The 26,908-nt window shown below is 35.7% G+C and carries 22 protein-coding genes; 2 read left to right on the forward strand and 20 right to left on the reverse strand.

Annotation, left to right across the window (positions count from 1 at the left end; translation table 11 throughout):
* Positions 1 to 5: 5 nt before the first annotated feature.
* The 6 genes from ybeY to trxA form a co-directional block, all read right to left on the reverse strand.
* The gene (ybeY, locus tag MTZ49_RS03330; RefSeq protein ID WP_264746978.1) at positions 6 to 467 is read right to left on the reverse strand and encodes an rRNA maturation RNase YbeY; all 462 of its coding nucleotides are present in this window, start codon (positions 465 to 467) and stop codon (positions 6 to 8) included.
* Positions 457 to 1,449: a PhoH family protein gene (locus MTZ49_RS03335; protein ID WP_264746979.1), complete on the reverse strand. Its 993-nt coding sequence runs from the start codon at positions 1,447 to 1,449 to the stop codon at positions 457 to 459. Before MTZ49_RS03335 ends, ybeY begins: the two co-directional genes overlap by 11 nt.
* 72 nt (positions 1,450 to 1,521) lie before the next feature.
* Positions 1,522 to 2,853, reverse strand: a complete 1,332-nt coding sequence (miaB, locus tag MTZ49_RS03340) for a tRNA (N6-isopentenyl adenosine(37)-C2)-methylthiotransferase MiaB (RefSeq protein ID WP_264746980.1) — start codon at positions 2,851 to 2,853, stop codon at positions 1,522 to 1,524.
* A gap of 94 nt (positions 2,854 to 2,947) precedes the next feature.
* Entirely contained in the window at positions 2,948 to 3,277 is a 330-nt protein-coding gene (gene mdtI, locus MTZ49_RS03345) for a multidrug/spermidine efflux SMR transporter subunit MdtI (RefSeq protein ID WP_264746981.1), read from the reverse strand.
* 2 nt (positions 3,278 to 3,279) lie between these two features.
* Complete coding sequence (locus MTZ49_RS03350; RefSeq protein WP_264746982.1) at positions 3,280 to 3,642, reverse strand: SMR family transporter; 363 nt, start codon at positions 3,640 to 3,642, stop codon at positions 3,280 to 3,282.
* 359 nt (positions 3,643 to 4,001) lie between these two features.
* Complete coding sequence (gene trxA, locus MTZ49_RS03355) at positions 4,002 to 4,328, reverse strand: thioredoxin TrxA (protein WP_264746983.1); 327 nt, start codon at positions 4,326 to 4,328, stop codon at positions 4,002 to 4,004.
* A gap of 204 nt (positions 4,329 to 4,532) precedes the next feature.
* On the opposite strand from trxA, the gene MTZ49_RS03360 reads away from it, so the two are divergent.
* Entirely contained in the window at positions 4,533 to 4,862 is a 330-nt protein-coding gene (locus MTZ49_RS03360; protein ID WP_264746984.1) for a DUF1820 family protein, read from the forward strand.
* Positions 4,863 to 4,877: 15 nt separating this feature from the next.
* Here the strand turns inward: MTZ49_RS03360 and MTZ49_RS03365 are convergent, their stop codons facing one another.
* Both MTZ49_RS03365 and MTZ49_RS03370 read right to left on the reverse strand, forming a co-directional pair.
* Positions 4,878 to 5,390 (reverse strand): tetratricopeptide repeat protein, encoded by a 513-nt coding sequence (locus tag MTZ49_RS03365; RefSeq protein WP_264746985.1) that lies wholly within the window; start codon positions 5,388 to 5,390, stop codon positions 4,878 to 4,880.
* A 113-nt stretch (positions 5,391 to 5,503) separates the two neighbouring features.
* Positions 5,504 to 6,415: a LysR substrate-binding domain-containing protein gene (locus MTZ49_RS03370; protein ID WP_264746986.1), complete on the reverse strand. Its 912-nt coding sequence runs from the start codon at positions 6,413 to 6,415 to the stop codon at positions 5,504 to 5,506.
* Positions 6,416 to 6,558: 143 nt separating this feature from the next.
* Here MTZ49_RS03370 and aspA point away from each other — a divergent pair, with 143 nt between their 5' ends.
* A complete protein-coding gene (gene aspA / locus MTZ49_RS03375) occupies positions 6,559 to 7,992 on the forward strand; it encodes an aspartate ammonia-lyase (protein ID WP_264746987.1) in 1,434 nt (477 codons plus the stop codon).
* 71 nt (positions 7,993 to 8,063) lie between these two features.
* Here aspA and MTZ49_RS03380 read toward each other — a convergent pair whose 3' ends face one another.
* The 12 genes from MTZ49_RS03380 to MTZ49_RS03435 form a co-directional block, all read right to left on the reverse strand.
* Positions 8,064 to 9,689 carry a mucoidy inhibitor MuiA family protein gene (locus MTZ49_RS03380; protein WP_264746988.1) on the reverse strand — a complete coding sequence of 542 codons (1,626 nt, stop codon included), beginning with the start codon at positions 9,687 to 9,689 and terminating at the stop codon, positions 8,064 to 8,066.
* Between the two features lie 6 nt (positions 9,690 to 9,695).
* Entirely contained in the window at positions 9,696 to 11,336 is a 1,641-nt protein-coding gene (locus tag MTZ49_RS03385) for a mucoidy inhibitor MuiA family protein (RefSeq protein ID WP_264746989.1), read from the reverse strand.
* Positions 11,337 to 11,449: 113 nt separating this feature from the next.
* Positions 11,450 to 14,302 (reverse strand): valine--tRNA ligase, encoded by a 2,853-nt coding sequence (locus MTZ49_RS03390; protein ID WP_264746990.1) that lies wholly within the window; start codon positions 14,300 to 14,302, stop codon positions 11,450 to 11,452.
* A gap of 105 nt (positions 14,303 to 14,407) precedes the next feature.
* Positions 14,408 to 15,340 (reverse strand): AEC family transporter, encoded by a 933-nt coding sequence (locus MTZ49_RS03395; protein ID WP_264746991.1) that lies wholly within the window; start codon positions 15,338 to 15,340, stop codon positions 14,408 to 14,410.
* 105 nt (positions 15,341 to 15,445) lie between these two features.
* The gene (cadR, locus tag MTZ49_RS03400) at positions 15,446 to 15,874 is read right to left on the reverse strand and encodes a Cd(II)/Pb(II)-responsive transcriptional regulator (protein ID WP_264746992.1); all 429 of its coding nucleotides are present in this window, start codon (positions 15,872 to 15,874) and stop codon (positions 15,446 to 15,448) included.
* An 8-nt stretch (positions 15,875 to 15,882) separates the two neighbouring features.
* Positions 15,883 to 16,617, reverse strand: a complete 735-nt coding sequence (locus MTZ49_RS03405; protein ID WP_264746993.1) for an amino acid ABC transporter ATP-binding protein — start codon at positions 16,615 to 16,617, stop codon at positions 15,883 to 15,885.
* Positions 16,610 to 17,578, reverse strand: a complete 969-nt coding sequence (locus MTZ49_RS03410) for an amino acid ABC transporter permease (protein WP_264746994.1) — start codon at positions 17,576 to 17,578, stop codon at positions 16,610 to 16,612. The genes MTZ49_RS03405 and MTZ49_RS03410 overlap by 8 nt, the downstream gene beginning before the upstream one ends.
* An 84-nt stretch (positions 17,579 to 17,662) precedes the next feature.
* Positions 17,663 to 18,448 carry a transporter substrate-binding domain-containing protein gene (locus MTZ49_RS03415; protein WP_264746995.1) on the reverse strand — a complete coding sequence of 262 codons (786 nt, stop codon included), beginning with the start codon at positions 18,446 to 18,448 and terminating at the stop codon, positions 17,663 to 17,665.
* A gap of 44 nt (positions 18,449 to 18,492) precedes the next feature.
* The gene (locus MTZ49_RS03420; RefSeq protein ID WP_264746996.1) at positions 18,493 to 19,281 is read right to left on the reverse strand and encodes a transporter substrate-binding domain-containing protein; all 789 of its coding nucleotides are present in this window, start codon (positions 19,279 to 19,281) and stop codon (positions 18,493 to 18,495) included.
* A 53-nt stretch (positions 19,282 to 19,334) separates the two neighbouring features.
* Positions 19,335 to 20,126 carry a transporter substrate-binding domain-containing protein gene (locus MTZ49_RS03425; RefSeq protein ID WP_264746997.1) on the reverse strand — a complete coding sequence of 264 codons (792 nt, stop codon included), beginning with the start codon at positions 20,124 to 20,126 and terminating at the stop codon, positions 19,335 to 19,337.
* A 136-nt stretch (positions 20,127 to 20,262) separates the two neighbouring features.
* Positions 20,263 to 20,733 carry a chemotaxis protein CheW gene (locus MTZ49_RS03430; RefSeq protein ID WP_264746998.1) on the reverse strand — a complete coding sequence of 157 codons (471 nt, stop codon included), beginning with the start codon at positions 20,731 to 20,733 and terminating at the stop codon, positions 20,263 to 20,265.
* The gene (locus tag MTZ49_RS03435; protein WP_264746999.1) at positions 20,730 to 26,852 is read right to left on the reverse strand and encodes an Hpt domain-containing protein; all 6,123 of its coding nucleotides are present in this window, start codon (positions 26,850 to 26,852) and stop codon (positions 20,730 to 20,732) included. The genes MTZ49_RS03430 and MTZ49_RS03435 overlap by 4 nt, the downstream gene beginning before the upstream one ends.
* Positions 26,853 to 26,908 lie beyond the last annotated feature (56 nt).

A 26,908-nucleotide genomic window follows, 5' to 3' on the forward strand; every position in this document is an offset into this window, starting at 1 on the left:
TACGTTTAGTTAACTTCCTGATAAGGGTCAGGGTATCCCTGTTGCATTAGCAATTGTTGTTCTAATGCTTCCATTTCAATAGCTGCTTGTTGTTCCTCATGGTCAAAACCTAATAGGTGTAAACAACCATGGGTAACAAGGTGCGCCCAATGAGCCTCTAAATTCTTTTGTTGTTGTTCAGCTTCTTTTGTTACCACTGGTGCACAGATAATTAAATCACCTAATAAAGGAATATCCAAAATCCCCTCAGGTAACTCACTGGGAAATGATAAAACATTAGTTGCATAATCTTTATGACGATAAGCTGCATTAAGCTCTTGCCCTTCCGCCTCATCAACAATACGGATAGTAAGCTCTGCATTTTGCTGATAAGGAGTAATAGCTACTTCACACCACTTTAGGAACAGACTAGCATCAGGTATATAAGGTTCTTCACTGGCTAGCTGCAAGTCTAACTCAATGTTCATTTTTTTCTTGTTGTCCTAAACTTTTATCGTAACGATCATAGGCTTCTACAATTCGTTGTACTAACGGGTGCCTGACCACATCTTTTGCTTTAAAGTGAGTAAAACTAATACCTGGCACACTACGCAAAACATCGATAACATGCATTAACCCTGAACGGGTACCTTTAGGCAAATCGATTTGTGTTGTATCACCTGTAATAACAGCTGTAGAGCCAAACCCTATACGGGTTAAAAACATCTTCATTTGTTCAATAGTAGTATTTTGGCTTTCGTCTAAAATAATAAAGCTGTTATTTAAAGTACGGCCACGCATATAAGCTAATGGCGCTACTTCTATAACTTGTCGCTCGATTAATTTAGCCACATGCTCAAAACCTAACATCTCATATAGAGCGTCATACAGCGGGCGTAAATAAGGGTCTATCTTTTGCGAAAGGTCACCTGGTAAAAAACCTAGCTTTTCACCTGCCTCAACCGCTGGACGTACTAATAAGATACGACGCACTTGTTCACGTTGTAATGCATCCACCGCACAAGCAACTGCTAAATAAGTTTTACCTGTACCCGCAGGGCCAATACCAAAATTAATATCATTTTCTAAGATGGCTTTAACATATCCTTGCTGATTCGCACCACGAGGTCGAATAGTCCCTTTTAATGTCTTTAAGGTAATTTGTGGCTGATTATTATTAGGTGCAACCATTTCTTCCAAGCCAGACTCTTGCAAGAATAAATGTATCACCTCTGGCGATAACGGCATACTTTTCGCTTCACGATATAACCGACGAATCAGGTTTTCTGCGGCTAATGCTCGCTCCTCATTACCTATTAACTCAAACTGATTGCCACGATTACGAATTTCAATGCCCAAACGTTGCTCAATTTGCCGAAAATGCTCATCAAACTGACCACTTAAGTTGGCAAAACGTCTTGTATCGAATGGTTCTAATGTAAATTGTCTAGTGCTAGGTAAAGCGCTCAAAGTATTAGTGGTTACCTCTGTTATTAATGATTGACTTAAGCCTACAATAAGTTGCAACGAATAGCAATTGGCTTAATCACTAATAAGCGCTCCTCTTAACGAATGAGGTAATGCCTCTTCAATTTTTACATTAACAAATTGACCGATTAGCAACGGATTATCACTACGGAAATTAACAATACGGTTATTTTCCGTACGACCTTGCAACATACCGGGATCTTTCTTAGAGAAATCTGTAACTAAAATCGATTGAGTAGTTCCTACCATACGACGACTAATTTCAAATCCCTGCTGATTAAGACGTGCTTGCAATATTTGCAGGCGCTGTTTTTTCACCTCTTCAGAGGTATCATCCGGCAAATCTGCTGCTGGCGTTCCAGGACGAGCGCTATAAACAAATGAGTAAGAGAAATCGAAACCAACCTCTTCGATCAGCTTCATGGTTTGTGCAAAGTCTTTCTCTGTTTCACCTGGAAAGCCCACAATAAAATCAGAACTAATACAAATATCTGGCACAGCTGCTTTTAACTTGCGAATACGTGACTTATACTCAAGTGCTGTATGATTACGCTTCATTGCTGCTAAAACACGGTCAGAACCTGCCTGTACAGGTAAATGCACAAACTTAACCAATTTTGGTAAATCTGCATGGGCTTGAATTAAAGCATCAGAGAATTCTAAAGGGTGTGAGGTGGTATAACGAATGCGATCAATACCTTCAATTTCAGCCACTATTCGTAATAAGTCTGCAAAATCTGTAATACCACCTTCAGAATTACTACCACGATAGCCGTTTACATTTTGCCCTAATAAAATAACCTCTTTCACGCCATTTTCAGCCAGATGGATAATCTCGGCAATTACATCTTCCACTGGGCGACTAACTTCTTCACCACGGGTATAAGGTACTACACAGAAAGCACAGTATTTACTACAGCCCTCCATAATGGAAACCATTGCAGTTGGTCCATCTACAGTTGGCTCAGGTAAACGATCGAACTTTTCTATTTCTGGGAAAGATATATCTACTTGTGGTTTTTGAGTAGTCTTAGCTGCATCAATCATTTCTGGTAAACGATGCAAAGTTTGTGGACCAAACACCACATCCACATAAGGAGCACGATCACGAATTGCCGCACCCTCTTGGCTAGCCACACAACCACCTACACCAATCACAATATTAGGATTACGTTTTTTTAGCTCACGCCACCGACCAAGATTAGAAAATACTTTCTCTTGCGCTTTTTCACGAATAGAACAGGTATTTAATAATAAAATATCTGCCTCTTCAGGATTATCAGTTAACTCAACTCCCTGATTTTCTCCTAATAAGTCTGCCATACGAGCGCTATCATACTCATTCATTTGGCAACCATGTGTTTCGATAAAAAGCTTCTTGGTCATAGTGGTGATAAACAATTAATCAATTAAAAAGGGGGCTATTATAAAGTAGATAACAACCTTTACCTACTATTAATAATAATTGATTGCTAATTAGTTAAGCTAATTTTAATAACATCATACCAAAAATTAAAATCATGATACCTAACCACCCTTTTGCTTTTAAATTTTGGTTAAATAAAATAGCTCCCATAGCAACTGTTGCTAAGATACCAAAGCCCCCCCATATGGCATAAGCAATAGATAAGTCAATACCTTTTACAGACTGTGCCAATGCAGTAAAAGCACCTAATACAAAAAGGATAGACAATACTCCTAACATGCGGTTTTTAAAACCATTTGAGTACTTTAAAAACACATTAGCCAATACTTCCAACACAATAGCTAAGGCTAAGAACCCTATATGAACCCATGTAAAATCGTTCATAACTATGCCTCCTTAGCCTGATAGTTAGTTACTTTTTTAGCAACTGACTGAGTACCTGATTTAATTAATAAGATACCCACAATAATCAATCCCAAACCACCTATCTTAAAGAACCCTAGCTGCTCATTAAATAAAGCCACACTCACTATTGTAATCAGTACAATACCAATACCTTCCCAAAGTGCATAAGCCACACCAACGGGTACTTTTTTTACTGATAATGATAAAAAGAAATAAGACAGCCCTATTAGGCTATACATTACGCCATAACCAATTAAAGGAAAATCATGAACTAATAATTTAATAGAAGAAGTACCTATCACTTCAAAAAAGATAGCTACTAATAAATAAACCCACGCACGCATAATACTTTCTCCACTGCACCGCTTACGTGTTAGAAGCTAAGTATTTAAACGAAACTATAAAAATTCAACACAGCTGTGCACTCAACAGCACGTAAGCAAAAAAACTTTAATTATTTAAATTTGAAAAATGAGGAGAAAGAACTTTACAGGCCGCCTCGCCAACAATACTCGAGGGATATAAGAAAACAACTGGTGGTAATAAAACTAAAATTTTGTACTAACATAATGATTACATTATATCTATTAGCTATTTTAATTCAAGCACTGGATAGATTGATACGTAACCAATTATGACTTATTTGATCTGTATTAATAGGAATTTGCAACTGCTCTCTGAAAGCAGTTGCTGTTTCATTATATTAAGATAAGGTAGCATCAATAAAAGCAGCTAATTGTGATTTACTCACCGCACCTACTTTAGTTGCAATAGCTTCACCATTTTTGAAAATCATTAATGTAGGAATATTACGCACACCATATGTTTGTGGTATTTGTGGGTTATTACTAATATCTAATTTGCAGATTTGTAGCTTACCATCATATTCATCTGCTAATACATCTAGTACAGGCGCTATCATTTTACATGGACCACACCATTCAGCCCAATAATCTACTAATACTGGTAGATCCGACTTTAATACATTTTCTGCAAAATCATTATCAGTTACATGAATAATATCAGACATTATAAAACCCTCTGTGTAAACATTTATTCTGTTGCTATGATACTGCTATATTCATTTTAAAAAAAGTTATAACCTACTAATGACTGATGAATTTTTCTAACTAGCTTAATAGAGTTTAACTAATCATGCTGTAAATTAACTAAATCTAGAGTAAAATAGATGGTTTTATTAGCCCAACTTGTAGAATTTTGGTTACCTTAACTTATGAACAAAAATGAAGAGCCTATTTATCGAGTAATTTTCCTAAACCAAGGTCAGGTTTATGAAATGTATGCCAAACAAATTTATCAAAGCGATTTGTGGGGCTTTCTTGAAATAGAAGAGTTTATTTTTGGTGAACGCACTCAGATGGTAGTTGACCCTAGCGAGGAAAGACTAAAATCTCAATTTGAAGGCGTTAACAGAAGCTTTATTCCAATGCACAGTGTCATTCGTATTGACGAAGTTGAACGTTTGGGAATTGCCAAGATCACAGAAGCGAAAGGTACTGGCAATATTATGCCCTTTCCTATGCCCCCTCTTCCTACTAAATAATATAGCTAACTAAGGTTACTCTTTAATATTTTTTAGATAAAGCCGAAACGTTTTACCCAAAATATAGTTAGCTTGTTGTAGCTCTTGTGGATTCATAAGATCTGCTGCTACATCAGCTTCATCCATAGCTTCATCAGAACCATTAATACCTGCTATTTTAAAAATAATATAGGCTTGCAAATTATTAACGGGCACGCCCTGTCCTTGTAAATACATATAACCTAATCGCACTTGAGCATCAACATGTGCTTGGGCAGAGGCTTGTTTAAACCAATAAAGTGCTTCTGAATAGTTAGCAGTAACTAATTTTCCTTCGCCATAATAAAGTCCTAATTGGTATTGAGCATCTTTATCACCCGTTTTAGCGGCCACCATACAACGATCTAACATAAAAGCTTGTTGCTCTTGAGGCACATTAAATGTACAACTTGTTATCGTTGGTAAATTTAGTCCCTCTGCGAATAATTGATTAACAAATAGTAATAGCAAACAACTAATTGAATAGAATTTGCAATAAGAACTGTTCATAGCTCTGTTTAAATACTCCTAACAACAACGATGGCCTTACAAGAAATCTTACCTAAAGTGTACGCCCTTTTATATAAAACAGTAATAGCTACCAAAAAATAATTTTATGCTTGTTATTCATTGGTTAAGCTATCGGGGCCTGCTAACTGTTCCCAAAATGATTTAATGGCGTTTTTCTTAATTAATGAACAACGATAAAGACGTATTTCCAATGGTATAAACCATTGGCTATCACCACAAATCACTAACTCTTTACGAGCCAACTCATTTTCCACACTTAATTTAGGTAACCACGCCACACCTAAACCTTCTATAGCCATCGCTTTTAAGCTATCCGCCATAGCTGTTTCAAAGAGCTTGACATAGCGTAGTTTAGATTGACGTAGTAGTAAATTAACCGAATGTCCTAGAAAAGCGCCTTGCCCATAAGCAAGTAAAGGGAACTGTTGTTGGTTATTTATTTCAAAGAGTGGTTTTTTATATTCATCAAAACCACACACAGGAACCATTTCTGTATGCCCTAAAACTAACCATGGAAATAATTCTGGTGGAAGCTGTAAAGCTGATTCAGGATCATGGTAAGCCAGCATTAAGTCACAGGCGCCTTCACGTAAAGCACGAGTAGCATCCCCCACATTAGCAGCAACTAATCGACAAGTAACAGATAAGCCATCTTTACGAAGCTTTGCCATCCATTGTGGGAAAAAACCTTGCGCTAATGAGTGGGCCACTGCAAATTGTAATATTTCGCCTTGCGTAGTATCCGTATGATGAATGTGCCTCACTACCTCATGTAATTGCTCAATTACATTCCTTGCAGTAATTAAGAAAACCTGACCTGATTCAGTTAACTCAATGGGTGTTTTAGAACGATTAATTAAACTAAAACCTAACGCTTCTTCTAAATTTTTAATACGGCGACTAAAAGCAGGTTGTGTTACAAAACGTTGCTCCGCAGCCTTAGAAAAACTACAGGTCGTAGCAAGGGCACTAAAGTCTTCTAGCCATCTTAATTCAAGGTTCATGTCCATTTTATCCCAAAAATAAAAAAACCACATTATGCAAATTTTGCATAGCATAGCAAATAAAGGCATTTGTAAGAAGCCCTTTTAGATCCTATTATTTCGCAAATTTTGTAGTAACCGCATTTCAAAAACAGGTTTTTATTATGTCTAATTCTGCATCAGTCCGTATTGAAAAAGATTTACTAGGCACTTTAGAAGTATCTAATGACGCCTATTATGGTATTCAAACATTAAGAGCTATCAATAACTTTAAGCTTACTGGTATCACTTTATCCCATTTCCCCAAACTAGTGAATGCCTTAGCTATGGTTAAGTGGGCTGCAGCAGAGGCTAATCATGAATTAGGCTATTTATCTGATGAAAAGCATGCTGCTATTGTTAAAGCATGCGAACGTATCACCAATGGTGAATTTCATGATCAATTCTTAGTAGACATGATTCAAGGCGGTGCAGGTACTTCGACCAATATGAACGCCAATGAAGTGATTGCCAATATTGCCTTAGAAGAAATGGGACATCAAAAAGGTGAATACAAATATTTACACCCTAACAATGATGTAAATATGGCTCAATCTACCAACGATGCTTACCCAACAGCTATTCGTGTTGGTTTATTATTAGGTTATGATTCTTTATTAGATGCGTTAGGTAAACTTCGTGACTCTTTTGCAGAAAAAGGTGAAGAGTTTGCTCATGTGATCAAAATGGGACGCACTCAATTACAAGATGCTGTGCCTATGACTTTAGGACAAGAGTTCCACGCTTTTGCTACCACACTGACTGAAGATGTAGACCGTATTCGTCTATTAATTCCTGATTTACTGCGTGAAGTAAACCTTGGAGGTACAGCCATTGGAACAGGCATTAATGCTGATCCTCGTTATCAATTTTTAGCGGTACAACATTTAGCACGAATTAGTGGCCACCCACTACTACCTGCTACCGACTTAATTGAAGCCACCTCAGATATGGGTGCCTTCGTATTGCTCTCTGGTATGTTAAAACGTACAGGTGTAAAACTATCAAAAATCTGTAATGACTTAAGATTACTATCAAGTGGCCCAAGAACAGGTATTAATGAAATTAACTTACCACCAAGACAACCTGGTAGCTCTATTATGCCTGGTAAAGTTAACCCTGTTATTCCTGAAGCAGTTAACCAAGTAGTATTTGAAGTGATTGGTAATGACCTAGCATTAACAATTGCAGCAGAAGGCGGTCAGTTACAATTAAATGTAATGGAACCACTCATTGCCTATAAAACATTTGACTCCATAAGACTATTAAGTCGTGCTATGGAGATGTTACGTACCCTTTGTATTGATGGTATCACTGCTAACGTTGAACGCTGTAAAGACCTTGTTGAACACTCCATTGGTTTAGTAACTGCGCTTAACCCTTATATTGGTTATGAAAACTCAACCCGTATTGCCCGTGTAGCTTTAGAAACAGGTAAAGGCGTATTAGAGTTAGTACGTGAAGAGAATTTGCTTAGTGAAGAAACACTAGAAGAAATTCTTAAGCCTGAAAATATGATTGCACCACATTTAGCATTAACAGATTTAACTAAACACTAAATCTCGTCTAATTATAGCTATAATAAAAAAGCCAGCTTTACTGCTGGCTTTTTTATCTCTGTAGTTAATTACTACAACCCTCCAATATTCATATCCACTGGATACTCTACCGAGAATTTAACAGTTGCTTGTTTCTTTTCACCTGCGCTTAATGTCCAATTCCAAGTAATCTTACCCTCTTTATCTTGCTCGATAGTTTTAGAATTGGGTGATAACAATTTAACCGTAATCTTCTTATCTTGAGGTACGGGAATATGATCCATTACCTTGATAGTTTCTGGTGTTTGCTTATTATTTTGTACTGTAAGCAAATATTCATACGTTACTTTATGATAACTATTGGTTAAACCTGTTTTTTCTGTAAAACGGTTAAGCTGTTTATAAGTAACTGCTACTCCTTCATCCACACCTAGATCTAACTTTAATTCTTCTTTAGGCATGATGGTTTTTAAACTACCTGTAGTTATAAAACGATTATCCATAAAAATATTTAATCTACCTGCCAATAAGGGGAAATCACTATTATTAATACTGGTTGCTTGCAAATAAGCTGCCTGTGCTAACTTAGGTACTGTTAAATATTGCAGCTTGCTGGCTAAATCAATATCTGTAATAGTTACTTTCTGCTGGCTACCATCACTGGCTAATGAGGTAGGCTTATCAATATTAAAAGAGGCACTCGTGATCCCTGTATCAACTGTAGCCATCTGTCTAACAGCCGTTGTAGCCGCTTCCTCTCTCATTACTGCCATAGGCGCAGGAGCAGCCGAACCATAATTATTGGCACCAGTTACTCGACCTGTTAATGGTTTTACTTTTGCAGCCTCATTAATTAGCCAAGAAGTTAATTCTGGTGCATTACCCCCTAAATTAGGTTTTGCTGTAGAGAGAGTTAACTTAACATTTTGCCAGTCTTCGCCTGTTCTTTGACTGATTACCCCTAAATAAGTTACTGATAACTTATTATTACGACTATCAAAACGAGCATCATAATTAGGATACCAATTAGCACCATAAGTCATATAAGTTAAATCTAAATTAACCTTACCCGCTTGTTGTAAATTAATACGAACCACTACATTTTTAACTTGAAAACCTTTTCTTTGCTGAATGGGATAGCGCTCATTTTGTAATACACCAAGTTGTTTCTTCAGCTCTGTTCGTTGTTTAGCAATCGCTCGTTGTTTTTCTAAAATAGCGGCTAAATTATCTTTAGCAAACTGCATAATATTTTGCAGCTCTTGTGCTGATGGGCGAGAAGCATCTTTGCTTGGAGCCAATACCCCTGACTGCATCTTACTAATAAACTCTTGCTGGTTTATCAACAATGCTTCTTGATCTGCTAAGACATTTAACTGATCATTTAATTGCTTAATTTCTTGATCTATTTTTTGTAGCCGCAAATTAACGTCTTCTAAACGAGCTTCTTGCTTAGTTGTTACATCTAAAATAGTAGTAGGAACAGTACTTAATGCATTTATTTGCACTGAATTATTATCTAACTGAGCTGGTAGATTATTAAAATATAACTCATGCTCACCGGCAGGTAATAATATCTCTGCTTTGCGGGTAATCGCTGCTCTATCTGTGTAAACTGTTACCTCTTTAATTGCAGAAGTTAATGTCTTTTGTTCAGCATAACAATAAATACTTAATGTGCCTAAACAAATAACCGATAGCCATTGTTTCATCATCATGCTCCTTTATAAGCCTATCACTTGAGTATCTACTGGATAATCAATAGTAAAATTAACGGGTATTTCTTGTTTTTCCATAGGCTTAAGGCTAATTTGCCAATTAAGCTTCCCTTCCTTATCTGGACTAATATTTTTAGGTGATAATAGTTTTACCTTTATTTTTTCATTTTGCGAAATAGGAATATGGTCCTTAATATCTACTTTAACGTCTTTATTTTTATTATTTTGCACAGTAATTAAATAATTATAAGTTATACGCTCACCACTGTTAGTAAATCCAGTTTTTTCAGTAAAACGTTTTAGTTGTTTATATGTCACTTTAATAGCTTCATCTGCACCTAAATCAACTTTAAACTGTTCATTAGGCATGGTTGTTTTTAATTGTCCTGTTGCAATAAAACGACCATCCATAAAGATATTTAATTGCCCAGCTAATAGTGGATAGGTCGTTGTATTTTTAGTATCTGCTTGTAAATATGCTACCTGTTGTAAACGTGGTACTACTTGATAGATTAAATTGGTTGATAGATCAGGAATACTATTGATCGTAACTTTTTGCTGGTCTCCCCCTGTTATCAATGAAGCAGGTTCTGCAATGGTAAAGGCTGTACTAGTCGCACTCATATCTACATTTGCTACAGGCACTAAAACTGGTTTATAAGTTGCCGTTGTTATTTGTTTACTCGCTGCAAGTTCCATAGCAGATTCTGGCATCATAACTGCCTTATACTGTATATCCTTTTTAGCCATCTCCCTATTTCTATATACATCAGGTGAATAAGGTAAAAGCTTCCACTCCGTTAATAATGGGGCATTACCTCCTAAAGCCGGACGGGCTGTTGATAACGTAAGCTTTACATTTCGCCAATCTTCTCCTGTTTGTTGAGAGACATTAGCTGAATAGTTTAGTGATAAGTTTTGTTCCTTACTATTAAAGCGCGCATCATAAATAGGATACCAACTAGCACCGAATGTAACATAAGTTAAAGCTACTTTTACAGTTGCTGGTTGAGCTAAATTTACTCTTACAGCTACATTTTTAACTTGTAAATTAGCTTCTCTTTGTAAGGGATAACGATCATTTTGTAGTACTTGTAGCTGTTTTTGTAATTGCTCTTTATCTGTTGTTATCTGTCGTTGTTCTGTTGCTAACTGGGTTAAGTTATTATTAGAAAGCTCCATTATCTGTTGGATTTGTTGCATGGTTGGCCTATTGGCTTTATCAGTAACACCTACGGCACTGCTTTGCATTTGCTTAATAAAATCATACTGACCCTTTATAATATTCTCTCTATCATTCAACTTAGCCAATTGCTCTTGTAGCACTTCTATTTGCTTTTCAAGTTGTTGTAAACGTTCATTAGCATTACTAATTAAACGTTGCTGTTTAGTAACCACATCTAAAATAGTCGTTGGGCTAGTTGCTTTTGCATCTACTTGTAATGAAGCATCATCTAAACGCACTGGCAAATTTTCAAAAATTAATTCATGCTCACCAGCACTTAGCCGTACCTCCGCATAACGGGTAATCGCTGCTCGATCATTGTAAACAGTCACTGCTTTAATCGCTGAACTTAACTTTTGTGTTTCTGCTTGGCAACAAAAAGTTATAGTTCCTAAACAAACAATAGATAGCCACTTATTCATAGCTTTATCCTTTTAGTAATAAATAAAATTACTCATATAAAAAAAGATCCTATATAAACTATACAGGATCTTTTTTTTATCGCTATAAATCTAGCTTAACTTTTACAACATTTTTACAACTCTACAATTTTTTTACGTTGCTCAGTTAAACGTGCAATTGCTTGCTCTGCTTCTACCAATTTACTGCGTTCTTTTTCAATCACATCAGCGGGTGCTTTTTCTACAAAGCTAGCATTACCTAACTTGCCATTGGTACGTTGTACTTCTGCTGTTAATTTTTGAATTTCTTTATCCAAACGTGCTAGTTCTGCTTCCTTATCAATAAGTCCCGCCATAGGTACAAGCACCTCCATATCACCTACTAAGGCAGTGGCTGCTGGTGGGGCCTCTTGACCTGATGCTAATGCAGTAATATTTTCTAACTTAGCTAGTTTCTTTAAGAATGCTTCATTTTCTTGTAAACGACGCTGATCTTCACTATTACAATGATTAAGCATCACTTCTAATGGTTTACCTGGATTAATATTCATTTCTGCACGAATATTACGAATACCATTAATAAAGGCTTTTAACCATTCAATATCTACTTCCGCCTGCTTATCTAGCTTACTTTCATCTGCCATAGGATATGGCTGTAGCATGATACTATCGCCAGACCTACCTGCTAATGCTTTGATACTTTGCCAAATTTCTTCAGTAATAAATGGCATAATAGGATGTGCTAAACGCAGAGTTGCTTCTAATACCCTAACCAATGTACGACGAGTACCTCTTAAACGCTCAACAGGTGCAGACTCATCCCATAATACAGGCTTAGAAAGCTCTAAATACCAATCACAGTATTGATTCCAAATAAACTCATAAAGCACTTGGGTGGCTAAGTCAAAACGGAACTGATCCAAATGACGAGCCACTTCAGTTTCAGTATGCTGTAGTTGTGAAATAATCCAACGATCTGCTAAGGTTAATTCAACAGGCTCATTATTTTGTCCACAATCTTGATTCTCACACTGCATTAGTACATAACGAGCAGCATTCCAAATCTTATTACAGAAATTACGATAGCCTTCAACACGGCTCATATCAAAATTGATATCACGCCCTGTAGAAGCTAATGAACAGAAAGTAAAACGTAACGCATCTGTACCATAAGCAGCAATACCATCAGCAAACTCTTTACGAGTTTGTTTCTCGATTTTTGGTGCATCTTGAGGGCGCATTAAACCAGAAGTACGTTTCTGCACTAAAGTTTCAAGATCAATACCATCAATAATATCTAATGGGTCTAATACATTACCCTTAGACTTAGACATTTTCTGGCCTTGTCCATCACGTACTAAACCATGCATATAGACAGTTTTAAAAGGTACTTGCGGTGTGCCATCTGAATTTTTTATTAGATGCATAGTCAACATAATCATTCTGGCTACCCAGAAGAAGATAATGTCAAAACCGCTCACTAATACTGAGGTTGGATGGAAAGTTTTTAAGGCTTCTGTTTGCTCAGGCCAACCTAGGGTAGAAAACGTCCACAAGCCTGAGCTAAACCATGTATCCAATACATCTGGATCACGTTTTAATTGAATACTATCAGCCAAATTATATTGTTGACGAACTTCTTGCTCATCTCTACCTACATATACTTGACCTTGCTCATCATACCAAGCTGGGATTTGATGCCCCCACCATAATTGACGGCTAATACACCAATCTTGAATGTTACGCATCCAAGCAAAATACATATTTTCATATTGCTTAGGTACAAATTGAATACGACCGTCTTCTACCGCCTCAATAGCAGGTTTAGCTAATACAGATGCTTTAACATACCATTGGTCAGTTAACCAAGGCTCAATGACTGTACCTGAACGATCCCCTCTAGGTACTTTAAGAGCATGGTCTTCAATTTTTTCTAATAAACCTAATTTCTCAAAATCTGCTACTACTGCCTTTCTAGCATCAAAACGATCCATCTCTGCATAAACGGTAGGCAAACTAGTATCTGCTGTAGTATTAACTGAACCATCAATATTAAAGGCTTGTGCTACTTTTAAAATAGCCCCATTAGCATCTAACACATTAATCAGTGTTAAGTTATGGCGTTTACCTACTTCATAATCATTAAAATCATGAGCAGGGGTAATTTTTACACAACCTGTACCAAATGCAGGATCGACATATTCATCGGCAATAATAGGTATTTCACGGTTTACTAAAGGTAATAAAATAGTTTTGCCAATTAAATGTTGATAACGCTCATCTTCTGGATGAACAGCAACTGCTGTATCCCCTAACATAGTTTCAGGACGCGTGGTGGCAACAATTAAATAATCTATTCCCTCTTTGGTCTTCTCGCCATTCATTAATGGATAACGTAAGTGCCATAGGTGACCTTTTTCATCATGATTTTCCACTTCAAGGTCAGAAATAGCCGTATGGAATTTACAATCCCAGTTAACTAATCGTTTACCGCGATAAATCAGGCCATCATTATAAAGACGAACAAAGGCTTCTTTTACTGCATTGGATAATCCTTCATCCATAGTAAAGCGTTCACGAGACCAATCTACCGAAGAACCTAAACGACGAATTTGACGGGTAATATTACCACCTGATTCGGCTTTCCACTCCCAGACTTTTTCAATAAACTTTTCACGTCCCAAATCATGGCGACTAATATTTTGTAAACCTAGTTGACGCTCTACCACCATTTGTGTAGCAATACCCGCGTGGTCTGTACCAGGTTGCCATAAAGTATTTCTACCTTGCATACGGCGGTAGCGGATTAAAGTATCCATAATGGCATTATTAAAACCATGCCCCATATGTAAATTACCTGTGACATTAGGTGGTGGCAGCATAATAGTATAAGGTTCACCTTGTCCTTGTGGGGCAAAGTAATTATTAGATTCCCATGTTTGATACCATGAGCGTTCAATACTGTCAGGTTGATATGTCTTGTCCATAGGGATAGATGTCTATTCTTAGCTAATTCAGGAAATTTTTAATTATAACAAAGACTGATTTATTAGGCTGTATAAATAATAAGGTTTTGTTATGAATGCTCTATTCTACTGCATTTTTAACAATAAGCTTAACCAAATTGAAACCGAAAATACTGACAGTACTGTTGAAATAAGTACAGCCGAGGATACTGGCCGTTCTGCTGTTTTATAATAGAAAGAAAGTAAATAAGCATTAACCCCAACAGGTAACGTAGCAAATAACACAGCCACTCCAGCATAAACAGGTGGTAATTTAAATACATAAAATGCCAATACCCAAACAGCCAATGGATGGATAATTAATTTACCTACCACAATAATGGATGCACATTTAAGGTCATCTTTAATTCGATAACGGTTTAATGCCATGCCAAGCGAAATAAGGGCACATGTTGATGCAGTACCGGCAATACTTTCTAATATAGTTTTTATAGTACCCTCTGGTTTAATTTCAAAATAATGTAAAAATGATCCAATAATCAATGCGATAAAAATAGGATTTGTACAAATAGTTAATACTATTTTTTTAAGTTTAGTAAAAAATTTTTCATTGCCACCCAACTCTATTAAAAAACTAGCTGCACCTAACATAATAGGTAGATGAATAGCTAACAACATAAATAACGGTACAGAACCTGCTTGCCCATACACATCTAAAATGAGAGGTATCCCCATGAATACGGTGTTAGCTTGACTGGTAGCATAACCGCAAATAACTGTTTCTTTATGAGCCCTTTTTAATAATTTTTTGGTTAATAACATGGTAATGCCCCATGCTATTGCACAAGCACCAAAATAAGACACCCAATAAGTAGGTATAATAGGGTCTTTTGATGAAGTCTGTGCCAATGTCATCATAATTAATACAGGCACAGCAATAGAAAACACATATTCTGATAAGCCCTCACATACCTTATCAGAAACATAACGAGATTTAGCTGCTAACCAGCCAATAAAGATATAAGCAAAGATGGGTAAAGTGATAAGTAAGGTAGTCATCTATTGTGATTCATTACTACTCGATATTATTTATCTTTATAATATACCGCTAATATTAGTAAAACGCTAATAGGTATTGATAACCTGCTAGAAACTAAATCTTTTTTATCCCAGATGGGTTTTATGTGAATTCGCTGGAATATCCATTTCCGTGAGTTCTTGTACAATATTGCAATGACTAGCAGGTCGATTACCCTGACAACGATTATGCAAATCAAGTAACTGTTGTTGTAATTCTTGTAATTCTTTAAGGCGCTGATTAACGTGCTGTATGTGTTGTTCAAGTAAATTAGCCACTGCTGTACAGTTTTCATCAGCATTGTTCGCTAATTTAAGTAGCTCCCGTATTTCATCATGTGCCATATCTAAATTACGACAATTACGGATAAATTTTAGACGATCTAAATGATCTTTATTATAAACACGGTAATTATTTTGCGTACGATAGGGCTCTGGTAATAAACTTTGTTGCTCATAATAGCGTATAGTTTCTACTGTACAATTGGCAGCTTTTGCTAGTTCACCTATACGCATAATAATCCCTACAAAATTTGTTGCAAGAAAGCTTGTGCTCTTGGATCTTCAGGTGCTGTAAAGAATTTAGCAGGCGTAGTATCTTCTAATAATTTACCGTGATCGAAGAATAAAATACGATCTGCTACTTCTTTAGCAAATTTCATTTCATGAGTTACACAGGCCATGGTCATGCCTTCTTGGGCAAGCTTTTTCATTACATCCAATACTTCACCCACCATTTCTGGATCTAAAGCAGATGTAGGTTCATCAAATAACATCACTTTAGGATCCATACAAAGTGCTCTAGCTATCGCCACCCTTTGTTGTTGTCCACCTGATAAACGTGAAGGATATTCATTAATCTTTTGCGCAATACCTACTTTAGCTAATAAATTCTTTGCTTTTTCTATCGCTTCTTCCTTGGTACGTTTACGAACAATACGTTGTGCCACACAAAGATTTTCTAATACAGTCATATGTGGGAATAGATTAAAGTGCTGAAACACCATCCCCACTTCACGGCGCAATGCATTAATATTAGTTTTAGAATGGGTTAAATGAATACCATCAATAGTAATTGAACCACTATCTATATCTTCTAAAGCATTTAAACAACGTAAAAAAGTAGATTTACCTGAGCCAGAAGGCCCAATAATAACTACTACTTCACCTTTAGCAATATCTACGCTCACATTATCAACAGCATGAACAACCATGCCTTTGCTGTCAAAAACTTTATTAATTTCTCTTACATTAATCACTTTTTGCCAGCCTTCTTTCTAAATAATGAGCCAAAACAGAGAGTGGAATATTAATTAACAAATACAACGCTGCTGCACAAAACCACATTTCAAAAGGCTTCATTGAAGTAGTGGTAGCTAATTGTGCAGCCCTTGTTATTTCAATAATAGAGATAGCTGATAATAAAGAAGTATCTTTTACTAGATTAATAAATTGACCAGTCAATGCAGGTAAAATTCTTCTAAAAGCTTGTGGTAAAATAATTACACACATGGTACTAGCCGCTCCCATACCTAATGAACGAGCGGCCTCTGTTTGACCTTTTGAAATCGACTGAATACCACCACGTACAATTTCTGCAATGTAAGCACCTGCGCTAAATGATAATGAAATAATAGCGGCTGTTTCATGGGATAACTTAAGAATCGTACCAAAGAAATAGTAAATAATAAAAATAATTACTAACAGTGGTAATGCTCGAATAAGCTCTACATAAACAGTTGATAAGTCTCTTAAAGTAGGATTTTTAGAAATACGGCACAGCCCTGCTATTAGACCAATTACTAAACCTAAAATACCTGATACAACAGAAAGCCATAAGGTTGTCCAAAACCCTTGGACAAAAGGACCTGCTGTCCATTGAGTAGTAGAAGAAATAGTATCTCCCTCTACCAATTCTTGTCCTTTAAATACTTTTACTTCGTCTGCATTAGCAGTTATTTTAAATTCTTCATCAGTTGCGTAATCAACTAAGGTGATAATCGTTTTTTGCCCTTGTTGATCTAAACTAGCAACCCCAACATCACTAGGTGCAGTTTCTAAAATAACTTCTTTGTTATAATAGAAATAGTTGGAAATATTATTCCAATCCCATTTATAAGCAGTCGAAACAGTGGCATACCAAAATATCAAAGCTATGACAGCGAGAATGGCAAGAGTAAGCAGGTGCCACGGCCAGTGACGTTTAGAAGTTCTAGACATAATTATATAATTACAGCTTATAAATTAGATATTATAAGCTATTGTATGCAAAGTTTTATAGAAAATTTATAGGAGAGATGGATATTATTCCATCTCTTTTAACCAATCAGTACGCTTAAACCATTTGTTATAAAGACGATCATAAGTACCATCATTTTTAATTTGATTTAAAAAGTTATTAATCCAGTTAATACTATCATAATCACCTTTTCTAATAGCAAAAGCTAATGGTTCATAAGTAAATGGTTTATCTAAGAAAACTAATTTACCTTGGCCTAATTTTTGGATCGCTACTACATTGTATGCAGCATCATAAACAAATGCATCTGCATTGCCATTCGCTACTTCCAGCACTGCTTCTGCCTCGGTGTTATAACCAAAGTATTTTGCTTTATTAATTAATCGCTTAGTAGCAAACTCCCCAGTAGTGCCAAGTCTAGAAGTAATTTTATACTTAGCATCATTTAAGTCTTTATATGATTTAACTGTACTCTCTAATTCCTTACGAATAAGGATAGTTTGCCCAGTCATGATAAAAGGATCTGGAAAGTTAACTTTTAAGTTTCTTTCTTGAGTTAAAGATAAACCACTTGCTACCATATCAAACTTATTAGTTAATAAGCCTGGAATAACTCCATCTTGAGCAATAGAAACTATCTCTAATTTAACACCTAAAGATTTTGCCATGGCCTTAACTAGATCCATTTCAAAGCCTACAATTTCCCCTTTTTTATTCGTCATCTCAAAGGGCATATAGGTAGGATCCAATCCTATTCGTAATGTACCACGTTTCACTACATCATCAATCATACTTGCTTGAGCTACACCCAATGTAAGCATTAAGAATAGTGATGCTAATATCTTTTTCATAATTAACCTACCAATACTTAATAATAAATTTTTTATGGAAAAACTTACTCCATATCTTTTAACCAATCTGTACGTTTAAACCACTTATTGTAAATACGATCATAAGTACCATCATTTTTAATTTGGGTTAAAAAATTATTAATCCAATTAATACTATCATAATCTTCTTTTCTAACAGCAAAGGCTATAGGTTCTGCTGTAATTAATTTGTCTAAATGAATTAATTTTTTATTACCTAACCTTTGCAATGCAACAATGTTATAAGACTCATCAAAAATAAATGCATCTGCTTTATGATTAACTACTTCTAAAATTGCTTCTGCCTCGCTGTTATATCCATAATACTTAGCCTTACTCATATATTTTTTGGCTATAAACTCACCTGTTGTACCTATTTGCGAGGTTATTTTATATTTTTCATTATTCAAATCTTTATAAGACTTTATTTCATCAGCCAAATCTTTACGGATAAGTAAAGTTTGCCCTGTAGTAACAAACAAATCTGTAAAATTGACTCTAAGATTACGACTTTGATTGATAGTCATGCCACTAGCGATCATATCGAATTTCCCTGTTAACAAGCCTGGGATAATACCATCATAAGAAGTAGGTATTAGCTCTAGCTTAACCCCTAAGGCCTTTGCCATTGCCCTAACAATATCTACCTCAAAACCAATAATCTCACCCTGCTTATTAGTCATTTCAAAAGGCATATAAGTAGGTGTTAAGCCTACTCTAAGGGTTCCCCTTTTAACTGCATCATCTGTCATCCCCGCAAATGCAGCTGTTATTGAAAATAAAATAACGACTATAAAAGCTAAAACTCTTTTCATACTTACCTTAATTAATATTATTTATATAGCTTTTTAGTTAAAACAAAGAATAATTACTCCATCTCTGTTAGCCAATCAGTTCTTTTAAACCATTTATTATAAAGACGATCATAGGTACCATCATTTTTAATCTGGCTTAAGAAATTATTAATCCAATTAATACTGTCATAATCACCTTTTCTTAAAGCAAATGCTTGTGGTTCATAAGTAATTGGCTTATCTAAAAAGACCAAACGGTCATTGCCTAGTTTTTTTAATGCCACAATATTATAAGAAGCATCATAAACAAATGCATCAGCCTTACCATTAACCACTTCTAACACAGCTTCTGCTTCCGTGTTATAACTATAATACTGTGCCTTATTTAATAGTCTTTTAGCTGCTACCTCGCCAGTAGTGCCTATTTTTGAAGTAATTTTATAATCACTACTATTTAAATCTCTATAAGATTTAACTTTATCTGCTAACTCTTTACGAATCAGTAATGTTTGACCTGTCATAATTAGTGGATCAGCAAAATTAACCCGTAAATTTCTTTCTTGGTTAACCGTCATACCACTGGCAATGAGATCAAACTTTTCTGTTAATAAACTAGGAATCAGACCATCATAAGACATGGATACTATTTCTAGTTTAACTCCCATAGACTTGGCCATTGCTTTTAGTACATCTACCTCAAAGCCAACAATTTCACCTTGCTTATTGGTCATTTCAAAAGGCATATAAGTAGGATTTAATCCCACTCTTAAAGTACCTCTTTTAACAGCGTCATCAATTATTCCAGCAAAGACAGAACCAACAAAAGATAGTAAAGAAAGCAATACAACAATCAAAGACTTCTTCATATTTCCCTCTTAAATGGATATTAATAACAAGAATGAACAGAAGTAATTAGATTAACTTCTAATATAAACAGTTTATTTTTAAACTACTTTGGCAAAACTATTAACTGCTGCTTCCATGCAACAATTGATATTTAAACTAATTTAATACGCCTGTGTCGATCAATAATTTTTCTAGTGCAGGAATATTAGGGATTTTAGCTATATGATCATTGATTCGTATAGTTTCTAATTCATAACGAGATAATTCACCAACTACATCCATAATTGCTTCTGCAGTTACAGTACAATTAATAGGTGTATTCTGAATTAATATAGCAAAAAACTTACTCTGTAATGACTCAGTAGTAGTTTTTAAAATTAATATATTTGAACTTGCATTAATTTTAAAAGTTGAGCCACAAATAGCTTCAAACGAAATAAAAGGTATCCGTAAACCCTGCCATGGTAGAAAACCTAAAAACCAACGTGGCATTTTGGCAACTACCTGAGGCATTGAAATAGATACTACCTCCACAACAGCTGTACTAGGAAGAATTAATGTTCTGTCTAATAAACTAATTAATGATGCTTCTAATGAAGTCTTTTTAGCAGATTTTTGTTCTGTCATGAACTACTCTCCAATAAATTTACCTCAAATGCTGGAAGTAGATCAGATATAGACTTAATTAATTTGGCATCCATAAAAGGCTTACTCATATATTCATTAACACCAATAGCCAATGCACGTTCTCTGTGTTTTTCACCACTTCGTGAAGTAATCATGATAATAGGTAAATGCTTAGTACGCTCATCATGACGTACTCTTGTTGCCACCTCAAAGCCGTCCATTCTAGGCATTTCAATATCAAGCAACATAATATCTGGAACTTTTTCTTCCAACTGTGTCACAGCATCTAATCCATCACGTGCCGTAATTACTTGCATACCTTGGCGCTCAAGAAGACGTGTTGTTACTTTACGTACTGTCACAGAGTCATCCACAACCATAACTAATGGTGGACGTTTCACCTCTTCTAATTCTTCAGATGATGCTATTCTTCTTTCCTCTGTTCTAATATTATGTTGCTGATGAACAAAATAACTACGTACCAATGCACTTAAATCAAGGATGATAATTACATGACCATCACCTAAGATAGTTGCACCAGAAATAGCAGGTACAGAAAGGAACTGTGCGCCTAAACTCTTAACAACTACTTCACTTGATGGTAATAATTCATCAACACGTAAAGCAATATAATGCTCACCTGAACGTACTAATAAGACAGGTGCTTTTTCCTCAATCACGTATTGTGCTTGTGCTACTATTTGGTTACCTAAAAGCTCTCCCAAGTGCTTAACTCGGTAAGAGTCTCCACCATACTCTAGCTCAGCCGTACCAAACTGATAAAACTCTTTCTGTTGCTCAGGGGAAATATAAGTAACCCCTTCTACAGTACTCATTGGAATTGCATAATGGTCTTCAGCAACACGAATCATCAGTGCACGACTTACTGATAAGTTGATTGGTAAACGAATAGAGAAGGTAGTACCTTTACCCTCTTCAGAATCTAACGTTAATACACCACCCAACTGCTTAACAGCATTTACTACTACGTCTAAACCAACACCACGTCCAGAGATTTGAGTAATTTTCTTAGCTGTAGAGAAACCAGCTTCTAAAATGAACTGTAAAATTTCTTTATCAGAAAGTTTTTCATCAAGGCTCATTAGCCCCTTATTAATCGCCTTATCACGTACAGTTTTAACAGAAATACCAGCACCATCGTCTTTAAGACGTAATACCATTTCCCCACCCTCACGAATAAGGTCTAGAGAAATTGTACCTTTAGCTGGTTTACCTACAGCTACACGGATATCCTTACTTTCAATACCATGGTCAAGTGAGTTACGGATCATGTGCTCTAATGGCGCAACAATTGCATCAATTACACCCCGATCCATTTCCCCTGCTGTATTACCAATCACTAAATCTACTTGTTTACCTAACTCGGTAGAAACTTGACGCACTAAACGACGTAATCTAGGTGCAATACGATCTAATGGTACCATTCGAGTACGCATCAAGCCTTCTTGTAACTCAGTATTTACACGACCTTGCTGTTGCAATAAAGTTTCCACATCACGATTACGACGCATCAAAGTATCTTTTAAGTCTTGTAAATCCGAAGCAGACTCAAACAATGATCTTGATAATTGCTGTATTTGTGAGTATTGATCCATTTCTAACGGGTCAAAATCTGTATAACTAGATGAAACCTCTGTTTGGTGTCTAGAAATAATTTGTGCTTGTGTTTCCGTATCTAAACGACGTAACTGATCGCGCACCCGATCAATAGTAACATCCATCTCCATCAACGCAGATGCTAAATCACTATTTTGCTGCTCAACACGACTACGATAAATTGAGGTTTCACCAGCGAGATTAACTAAACTATCTAATAATTCTGCTGCTACCTTAATTTGCTCAGTAGCTTCTCTACTTTCTTTTGAGGTTACTTTATCTTTTGCTTTAGAAACTTCAGTTTCTCTAAACTCTACTACCGCAGGAGATGTTTGCTCTTTTTCTGGTTCAGAAACTACAACTGTTTCTTCAGAAATCTGCGTAGGTTGAACTACCTCAACTGCTTCAACATCAATAGTTATAGGTGGTTCTTTTGGTTCAATGGCTACTTGATCTTCTGGCTCAACCTCAATCAATTCAGGTTCTATAACTTGAGTTTCAGTAGTTTGCCCTACAGGCTCTGTAATAGTTACAGGTGCTTCATCAATAATTTCAGCATCTACCACAACTGGTTCTGGTACTTGTGTAATTACTGCTGAATCATCTAAAACAACACGTCCTTCTTGACGGAATAACTGAATAGCATTTAATAACTCTGGGCTATGAGGTAAAACAGTAGAGTCATGTAATGTATCAACAATCAACTGAATAAAATCATGAGTTTTATTCAATAATTTCACTAAATCTGTTGAATAACTATAGCGACCATTCAATAGCCCTTCATAAATAAACTCAAGACCATGCGCCAAATCACCTAAACCTACAGCACCACACATCCTTGCACCACCTTTTAAGGTATGCAATTGGCGTTGCAAATCTTGTAAATGATCAGCGCTTTGATCTTCAATCCATTTATCTAAGTCATTTCTTGCCTCAACTAGTATTTCATCAGCTTCTTCAAGGAAGATTTCAGCCATATCTGAATCAATATCATCTTCAGATTCAATGATAGGACCAGCAGGAGCAGGTGCACCAAGAATTAGTTTATCTTCTATAGTAAAATTAGATGAAACTTGTGGGTTAACTAATGCAGTTTCCACAACTTCTGTTGGTTGATTAACAACTACTTGCTGTACTTGTTCAACAACAGGCTCTATTATTTCGGGTTCAATAATTTTTTCTGACTCTTCTGGCTTGTCATCTATTTGCTGCTCTACCATCTCTTGTTGCTCTACAACAGCTTCTTGAACATTTGTACTAGACAATACTTGCTCTAACAAAGCAACTTTTTCAGAATATTCAGAAACAACCTGAGCTGCTGCTAATTGATCAATACAATTCAATAACACATGATGAACTTGAGTTAATGCATCAAAAAATACACCATCTCTCTTTATCGTATTTGCTGATACTGCTGCATAGGCTTTCAATAAGACATTACATAAATCAGCAATTGATTGATAACCAGCTTGCTCAGCATAAGGTGATACTTTTGCTAACTCTTCTTGCAATACTGATAGCTGCATAAAATCACTATCAGACGTCTCACGCCATTTTTCAATATATTCTTCAGCATCTAATAATAAATCCACATTCTGCATTATTGCGCTAACCAAAGCTGCAGGCGATGCGTCATTATCTTTATTAGCTAACTCAGAACTAACAGTTACTTCAAGTTGTGATATTAAATACTCGCGACGTAAACGAATACGCTCAACAAGTGATTCTGTACCATCAACAGGAGCTAATGAATAAAGCTCCAATTGACGTATACCTTTATTTAATAAGGCATATGCATCTCTTAACAATTCAAGATCAATTCGTTCAATTGACCAAGCATTAATACTACATTCTTTTAAGAAACCTTCAAAAGGCTTAGCAATATTAGCAATAGCATCCAAACCTGCCATTAATGCACTACCTTTTAAGGTATGCATTGCTCGCTGTAAAGAATCTGTAACAACTTGCGGTAATGAACGCTCACATAATGTAATAAATGCCTTTAATGTTTGCATATGAGTTTGAGCTTCAGCAATAAAAATATCTATTAACTCAACATCAAACTCTGCAGGAGCTGAAGTGGTTTCTTCTACATTATCAGATGTAGTTGTTGCATCAACATCATCTTGTTCTTGCAAAGTTTCTTCAGCTTCCAGCTCTGGCTCAATTACATTATCATCTTCAACAACAGTTTCTTCTGTTGTTAATAATTGTTCAGATTTTTTTTTAACTGGTAGTTCTTGTTTTGTAGCTAAGGCATCAGCAACAGCAGCGTAATAATCAACATCTTCACGAGAATGTTGTTGGCCTGAAGCAAACTCTTTAATTAATTCTGGTAATAATTTTGCAACGTCCTGTACTACATCTAATACAGGTTGAGAAATAGGTATAGTTTTATCTATAACTCTATTCAGCATATTTTCTACAGACCAGCCTAACTCACCAATAACAGTTGCTTTAACCATTCGTCCACTACCTTTAATAGTATGGAAAGAACGGCGAATTTCTGTTAATGATTCTTTATCATCTGTATTAGCAACCCATGCTGGTAAGGTAGTCGATAATGCTTCTAAAATCTCTTCCATTTCTTCAGTAAAGATTTCAACAAACTCTTCATCTACCTCTTCACCAACTTTGCTAGCTTCTTGAACTACTGGTTGTTGTGGTATTGATGGAGATTGCTCAGCAATAACTTGTTGCTCTTCTACAGATTCTATGTCAACAACTTCTTCCTGTGAGACACCTTGCTCAGCCTCTTCTACAGGCGCTACAGAAGCTATATATTTAGTCGTTAATGACTCATAATCGTCTGGTAATGAATAACCTAGCTCGTGCAAATATTTTACTGCAAAGTTCAACGCATCTTTAGCACTTACTATTTGATTTTTAGCCAAGCACTCCATGTAATAATCAATACTTGCAATTGCACCAACAATAGAGTCAATTTCTTTATTATCAGGGTAAATAGTACTGTTTATTAAGCGTTCTTCAATATACTGTAAACAACGAATAACCGCAGCGGCTGCCCGTTGTTGGGATATAATAGCTAAAGCACCAGCTGTATGGGTTAATAGTTCAGTTGTATCTTTTATCTGTCCCTCTTTACCTTCAGTCGCAAAATACTGTGCAAGAATTTCTTTTACTTGAGTTAACTCATGAGCGGCTTCACGAATTACAATTTCCTGCGCATCACCTGTAACACCAGCTTTAGCTGAACTACCAGTTTTAGTAATATTAGTAACTACTGTTTCTACATCTAGTATTGCTTCTGCAATATCAATGGCTTGAACTTTATCCAAATAATTACTTGCAATAGCACTATTAATAGCATCAAATTGCTTATTAACTATATTTTTCTGAGTATTTAAACCTAGCATTTCTAATGTATTAGAAATTACTTTTAGTGTTTCAGGTAAACCTTGCAAATCTACTCCATTCTGACTTTCAGAACGAGCAAGTAAATCTAATCGATCTTTAACAAAAGTGAATTCTTCTGACAGAGCTTGAGAAACAGATTCTAAAGCAGCTTTATCAATATTAGCTAATTTTGTCTGATGAGTATTAACATCTTTAACATTTAAAATTAAACTTGTTAAATGGAATTCTTGTTTAATTGCCTTAATTTCATCGGAACTACTATCTACCTGAGCTAATAAAAATAATAATTCTTTTATCAGAGCATCTGGAGCAGGGTTATTCATTCCAACAACACCTTGCTCAACCAATATTTTTATTTGTCGATCAATTTGTTTTAACAAATCTTTAGCTTCAGGACTATTAGGTATACTTTTTTCATTAATACCCGTTACAAAAGCTAATGCAATACGCCAAAGCATAGAAATTGGCGTAGCTTTACATAAACGTCCCAAGTAATTAAAAATCTTAATTAGATGATCAAGCGCAACCTCAAGATTACGATTATGAATTAGATCAATTAAAGATAATTGTAGTGACTGGCGTAATTTACGTAATAAATTAGCTAATCCCTCTGTATTGATTTCTTTTAGCTCTTCATCTGTTAAAGGTGAGGCTGCTCCATAATATTTAGGAGAAAATAATTCAACCTCAGATAAAGGGGTTGCTTTATAGCATTCTCTCATCTCATTGATAAGAGGCAATAAAGCTATAGGAATATCATGACCTTCTGTCTGAATAATCTCAAGATAAGTAGGCATCTGCAACACAGCCTGCATTAACACTTGCAAACTATGACTAAAGTCTTCTACTTTATCATTGATTAATGTTTCACAGAACGTTCTAATTTCTTCTGCAAACAATGCAGCACCAGGAAAACCTACCATATGCAGTGCACCACTAACTTGGTGCAACAAGCTATAGCAATTAGCTAACCCTGAAGCTATATCATTCTTACTTGTTGTTTCATCAGCTAATGATTCTAGCACCTGTTGGACTTGATTAAGATTATTAACTATCTCATTCTTCACCCAACTAAGCGCAACATAATCATGGCTATCCTCTGTAGTTACCTTATTCATAGCCATGCATACTCTCCAACACAAAGCACACTTATTATCTGATCCAACATAAACTGTATAAG

The sequence above is a fragment of the Entomomonas sp. E2T0 genome, from assembly GCF_025985425.1.
Taxonomy (GTDB): Bacteria; Pseudomonadota; Gammaproteobacteria; order Pseudomonadales; family Pseudomonadaceae; genus Entomomonas.

What these genes read in the sequence shown, in the direction of transcription:
- ybeY (WP_264746978.1), bottom strand. Translation starts at nt 467, where the DNA reads ATGAACATTGAGTTAGACTTGCAGCTAGCCAGTGAAGAACCTTATATA.
- miaB (WP_264746980.1), bottom strand. Translation starts at nt 2,853, where the DNA reads ATGACCAAGAAGCTTTTTATCGAAACACATGGTTGCCAAATGAATGAG.
- mdtI (WP_264746981.1), bottom strand. Translation starts at nt 3,277, where the DNA reads ATGAACGATTTTACATGGGTTCATATAGGGTTCTTAGCCTTAGCTATT.
- MTZ49_RS03350 (WP_264746982.1), bottom strand. Translation starts at nt 3,642, where the DNA reads ATGCGTGCGTGGGTTTATTTATTAGTAGCTATCTTTTTTGAAGTGATA.
- trxA (WP_264746983.1), bottom strand. Translation starts at nt 4,328, where the DNA reads ATGTCTGATATTATTCATGTAACTGATAATGATTTTGCAGAAAATGTA.
- MTZ49_RS03360 (WP_264746984.1), top strand. Translation starts at nt 4,533, where the DNA reads ATGAACAAAAATGAAGAGCCTATTTATCGAGTAATTTTCCTAAACCAA.
- MTZ49_RS03365 (WP_264746985.1), bottom strand. Translation starts at nt 5,390, where the DNA reads ATGAACAGTTCTTATTGCAAATTCTATTCAATTAGTTGTTTGCTATTA.
- MTZ49_RS03370 (WP_264746986.1), bottom strand. Translation starts at nt 6,415, where the DNA reads ATGAACCTTGAATTAAGATGGCTAGAAGACTTTAGTGCCCTTGCTACG.
- aspA (WP_264746987.1), top strand. Translation starts at nt 6,559, where the DNA reads ATGTCTAATTCTGCATCAGTCCGTATTGAAAAAGATTTACTAGGCACT.
- MTZ49_RS03380 (WP_264746988.1), bottom strand. Translation starts at nt 9,689, where the DNA reads ATGATGATGAAACAATGGCTATCGGTTATTTGTTTAGGCACATTAAGT.
- MTZ49_RS03385 (WP_264746989.1), bottom strand. Translation starts at nt 11,336, where the DNA reads ATGAATAAGTGGCTATCTATTGTTTGTTTAGGAACTATAACTTTTTGT.
- MTZ49_RS03390 (WP_264746990.1), bottom strand. Translation starts at nt 14,302, where the DNA reads ATGGACAAGACATATCAACCTGACAGTATTGAACGCTCATGGTATCAA.
- MTZ49_RS03395 (WP_264746991.1), bottom strand. Translation starts at nt 15,340, where the DNA reads ATGACTACCTTACTTATCACTTTACCCATCTTTGCTTATATCTTTATT.
- cadR (WP_264746992.1), bottom strand. Translation starts at nt 15,874, where the DNA reads ATGCGTATAGGTGAACTAGCAAAAGCTGCCAATTGTACAGTAGAAACT.
- MTZ49_RS03410 (WP_264746994.1), bottom strand. Translation starts at nt 17,578, where the DNA reads ATGTCTAGAACTTCTAAACGTCACTGGCCGTGGCACCTGCTTACTCTT.
- MTZ49_RS03415 (WP_264746995.1), bottom strand. Translation starts at nt 18,448, where the DNA reads ATGAAAAAGATATTAGCATCACTATTCTTAATGCTTACATTGGGTGTA.
- MTZ49_RS03420 (WP_264746996.1), bottom strand. Translation starts at nt 19,281, where the DNA reads ATGAAAAGAGTTTTAGCTTTTATAGTCGTTATTTTATTTTCAATAACA.
- MTZ49_RS03425 (WP_264746997.1), bottom strand. Translation starts at nt 20,126, where the DNA reads ATGAAGAAGTCTTTGATTGTTGTATTGCTTTCTTTACTATCTTTTGTT.
- MTZ49_RS03430 (WP_264746998.1), bottom strand. Translation starts at nt 20,733, where the DNA reads ATGACAGAACAAAAATCTGCTAAAAAGACTTCATTAGAAGCATCATTA.
- MTZ49_RS03435 (WP_264746999.1), bottom strand. Translation starts at nt 26,852, where the DNA reads ATGGCTATGAATAAGGTAACTACAGAGGATAGCCATGATTATGTTGCG.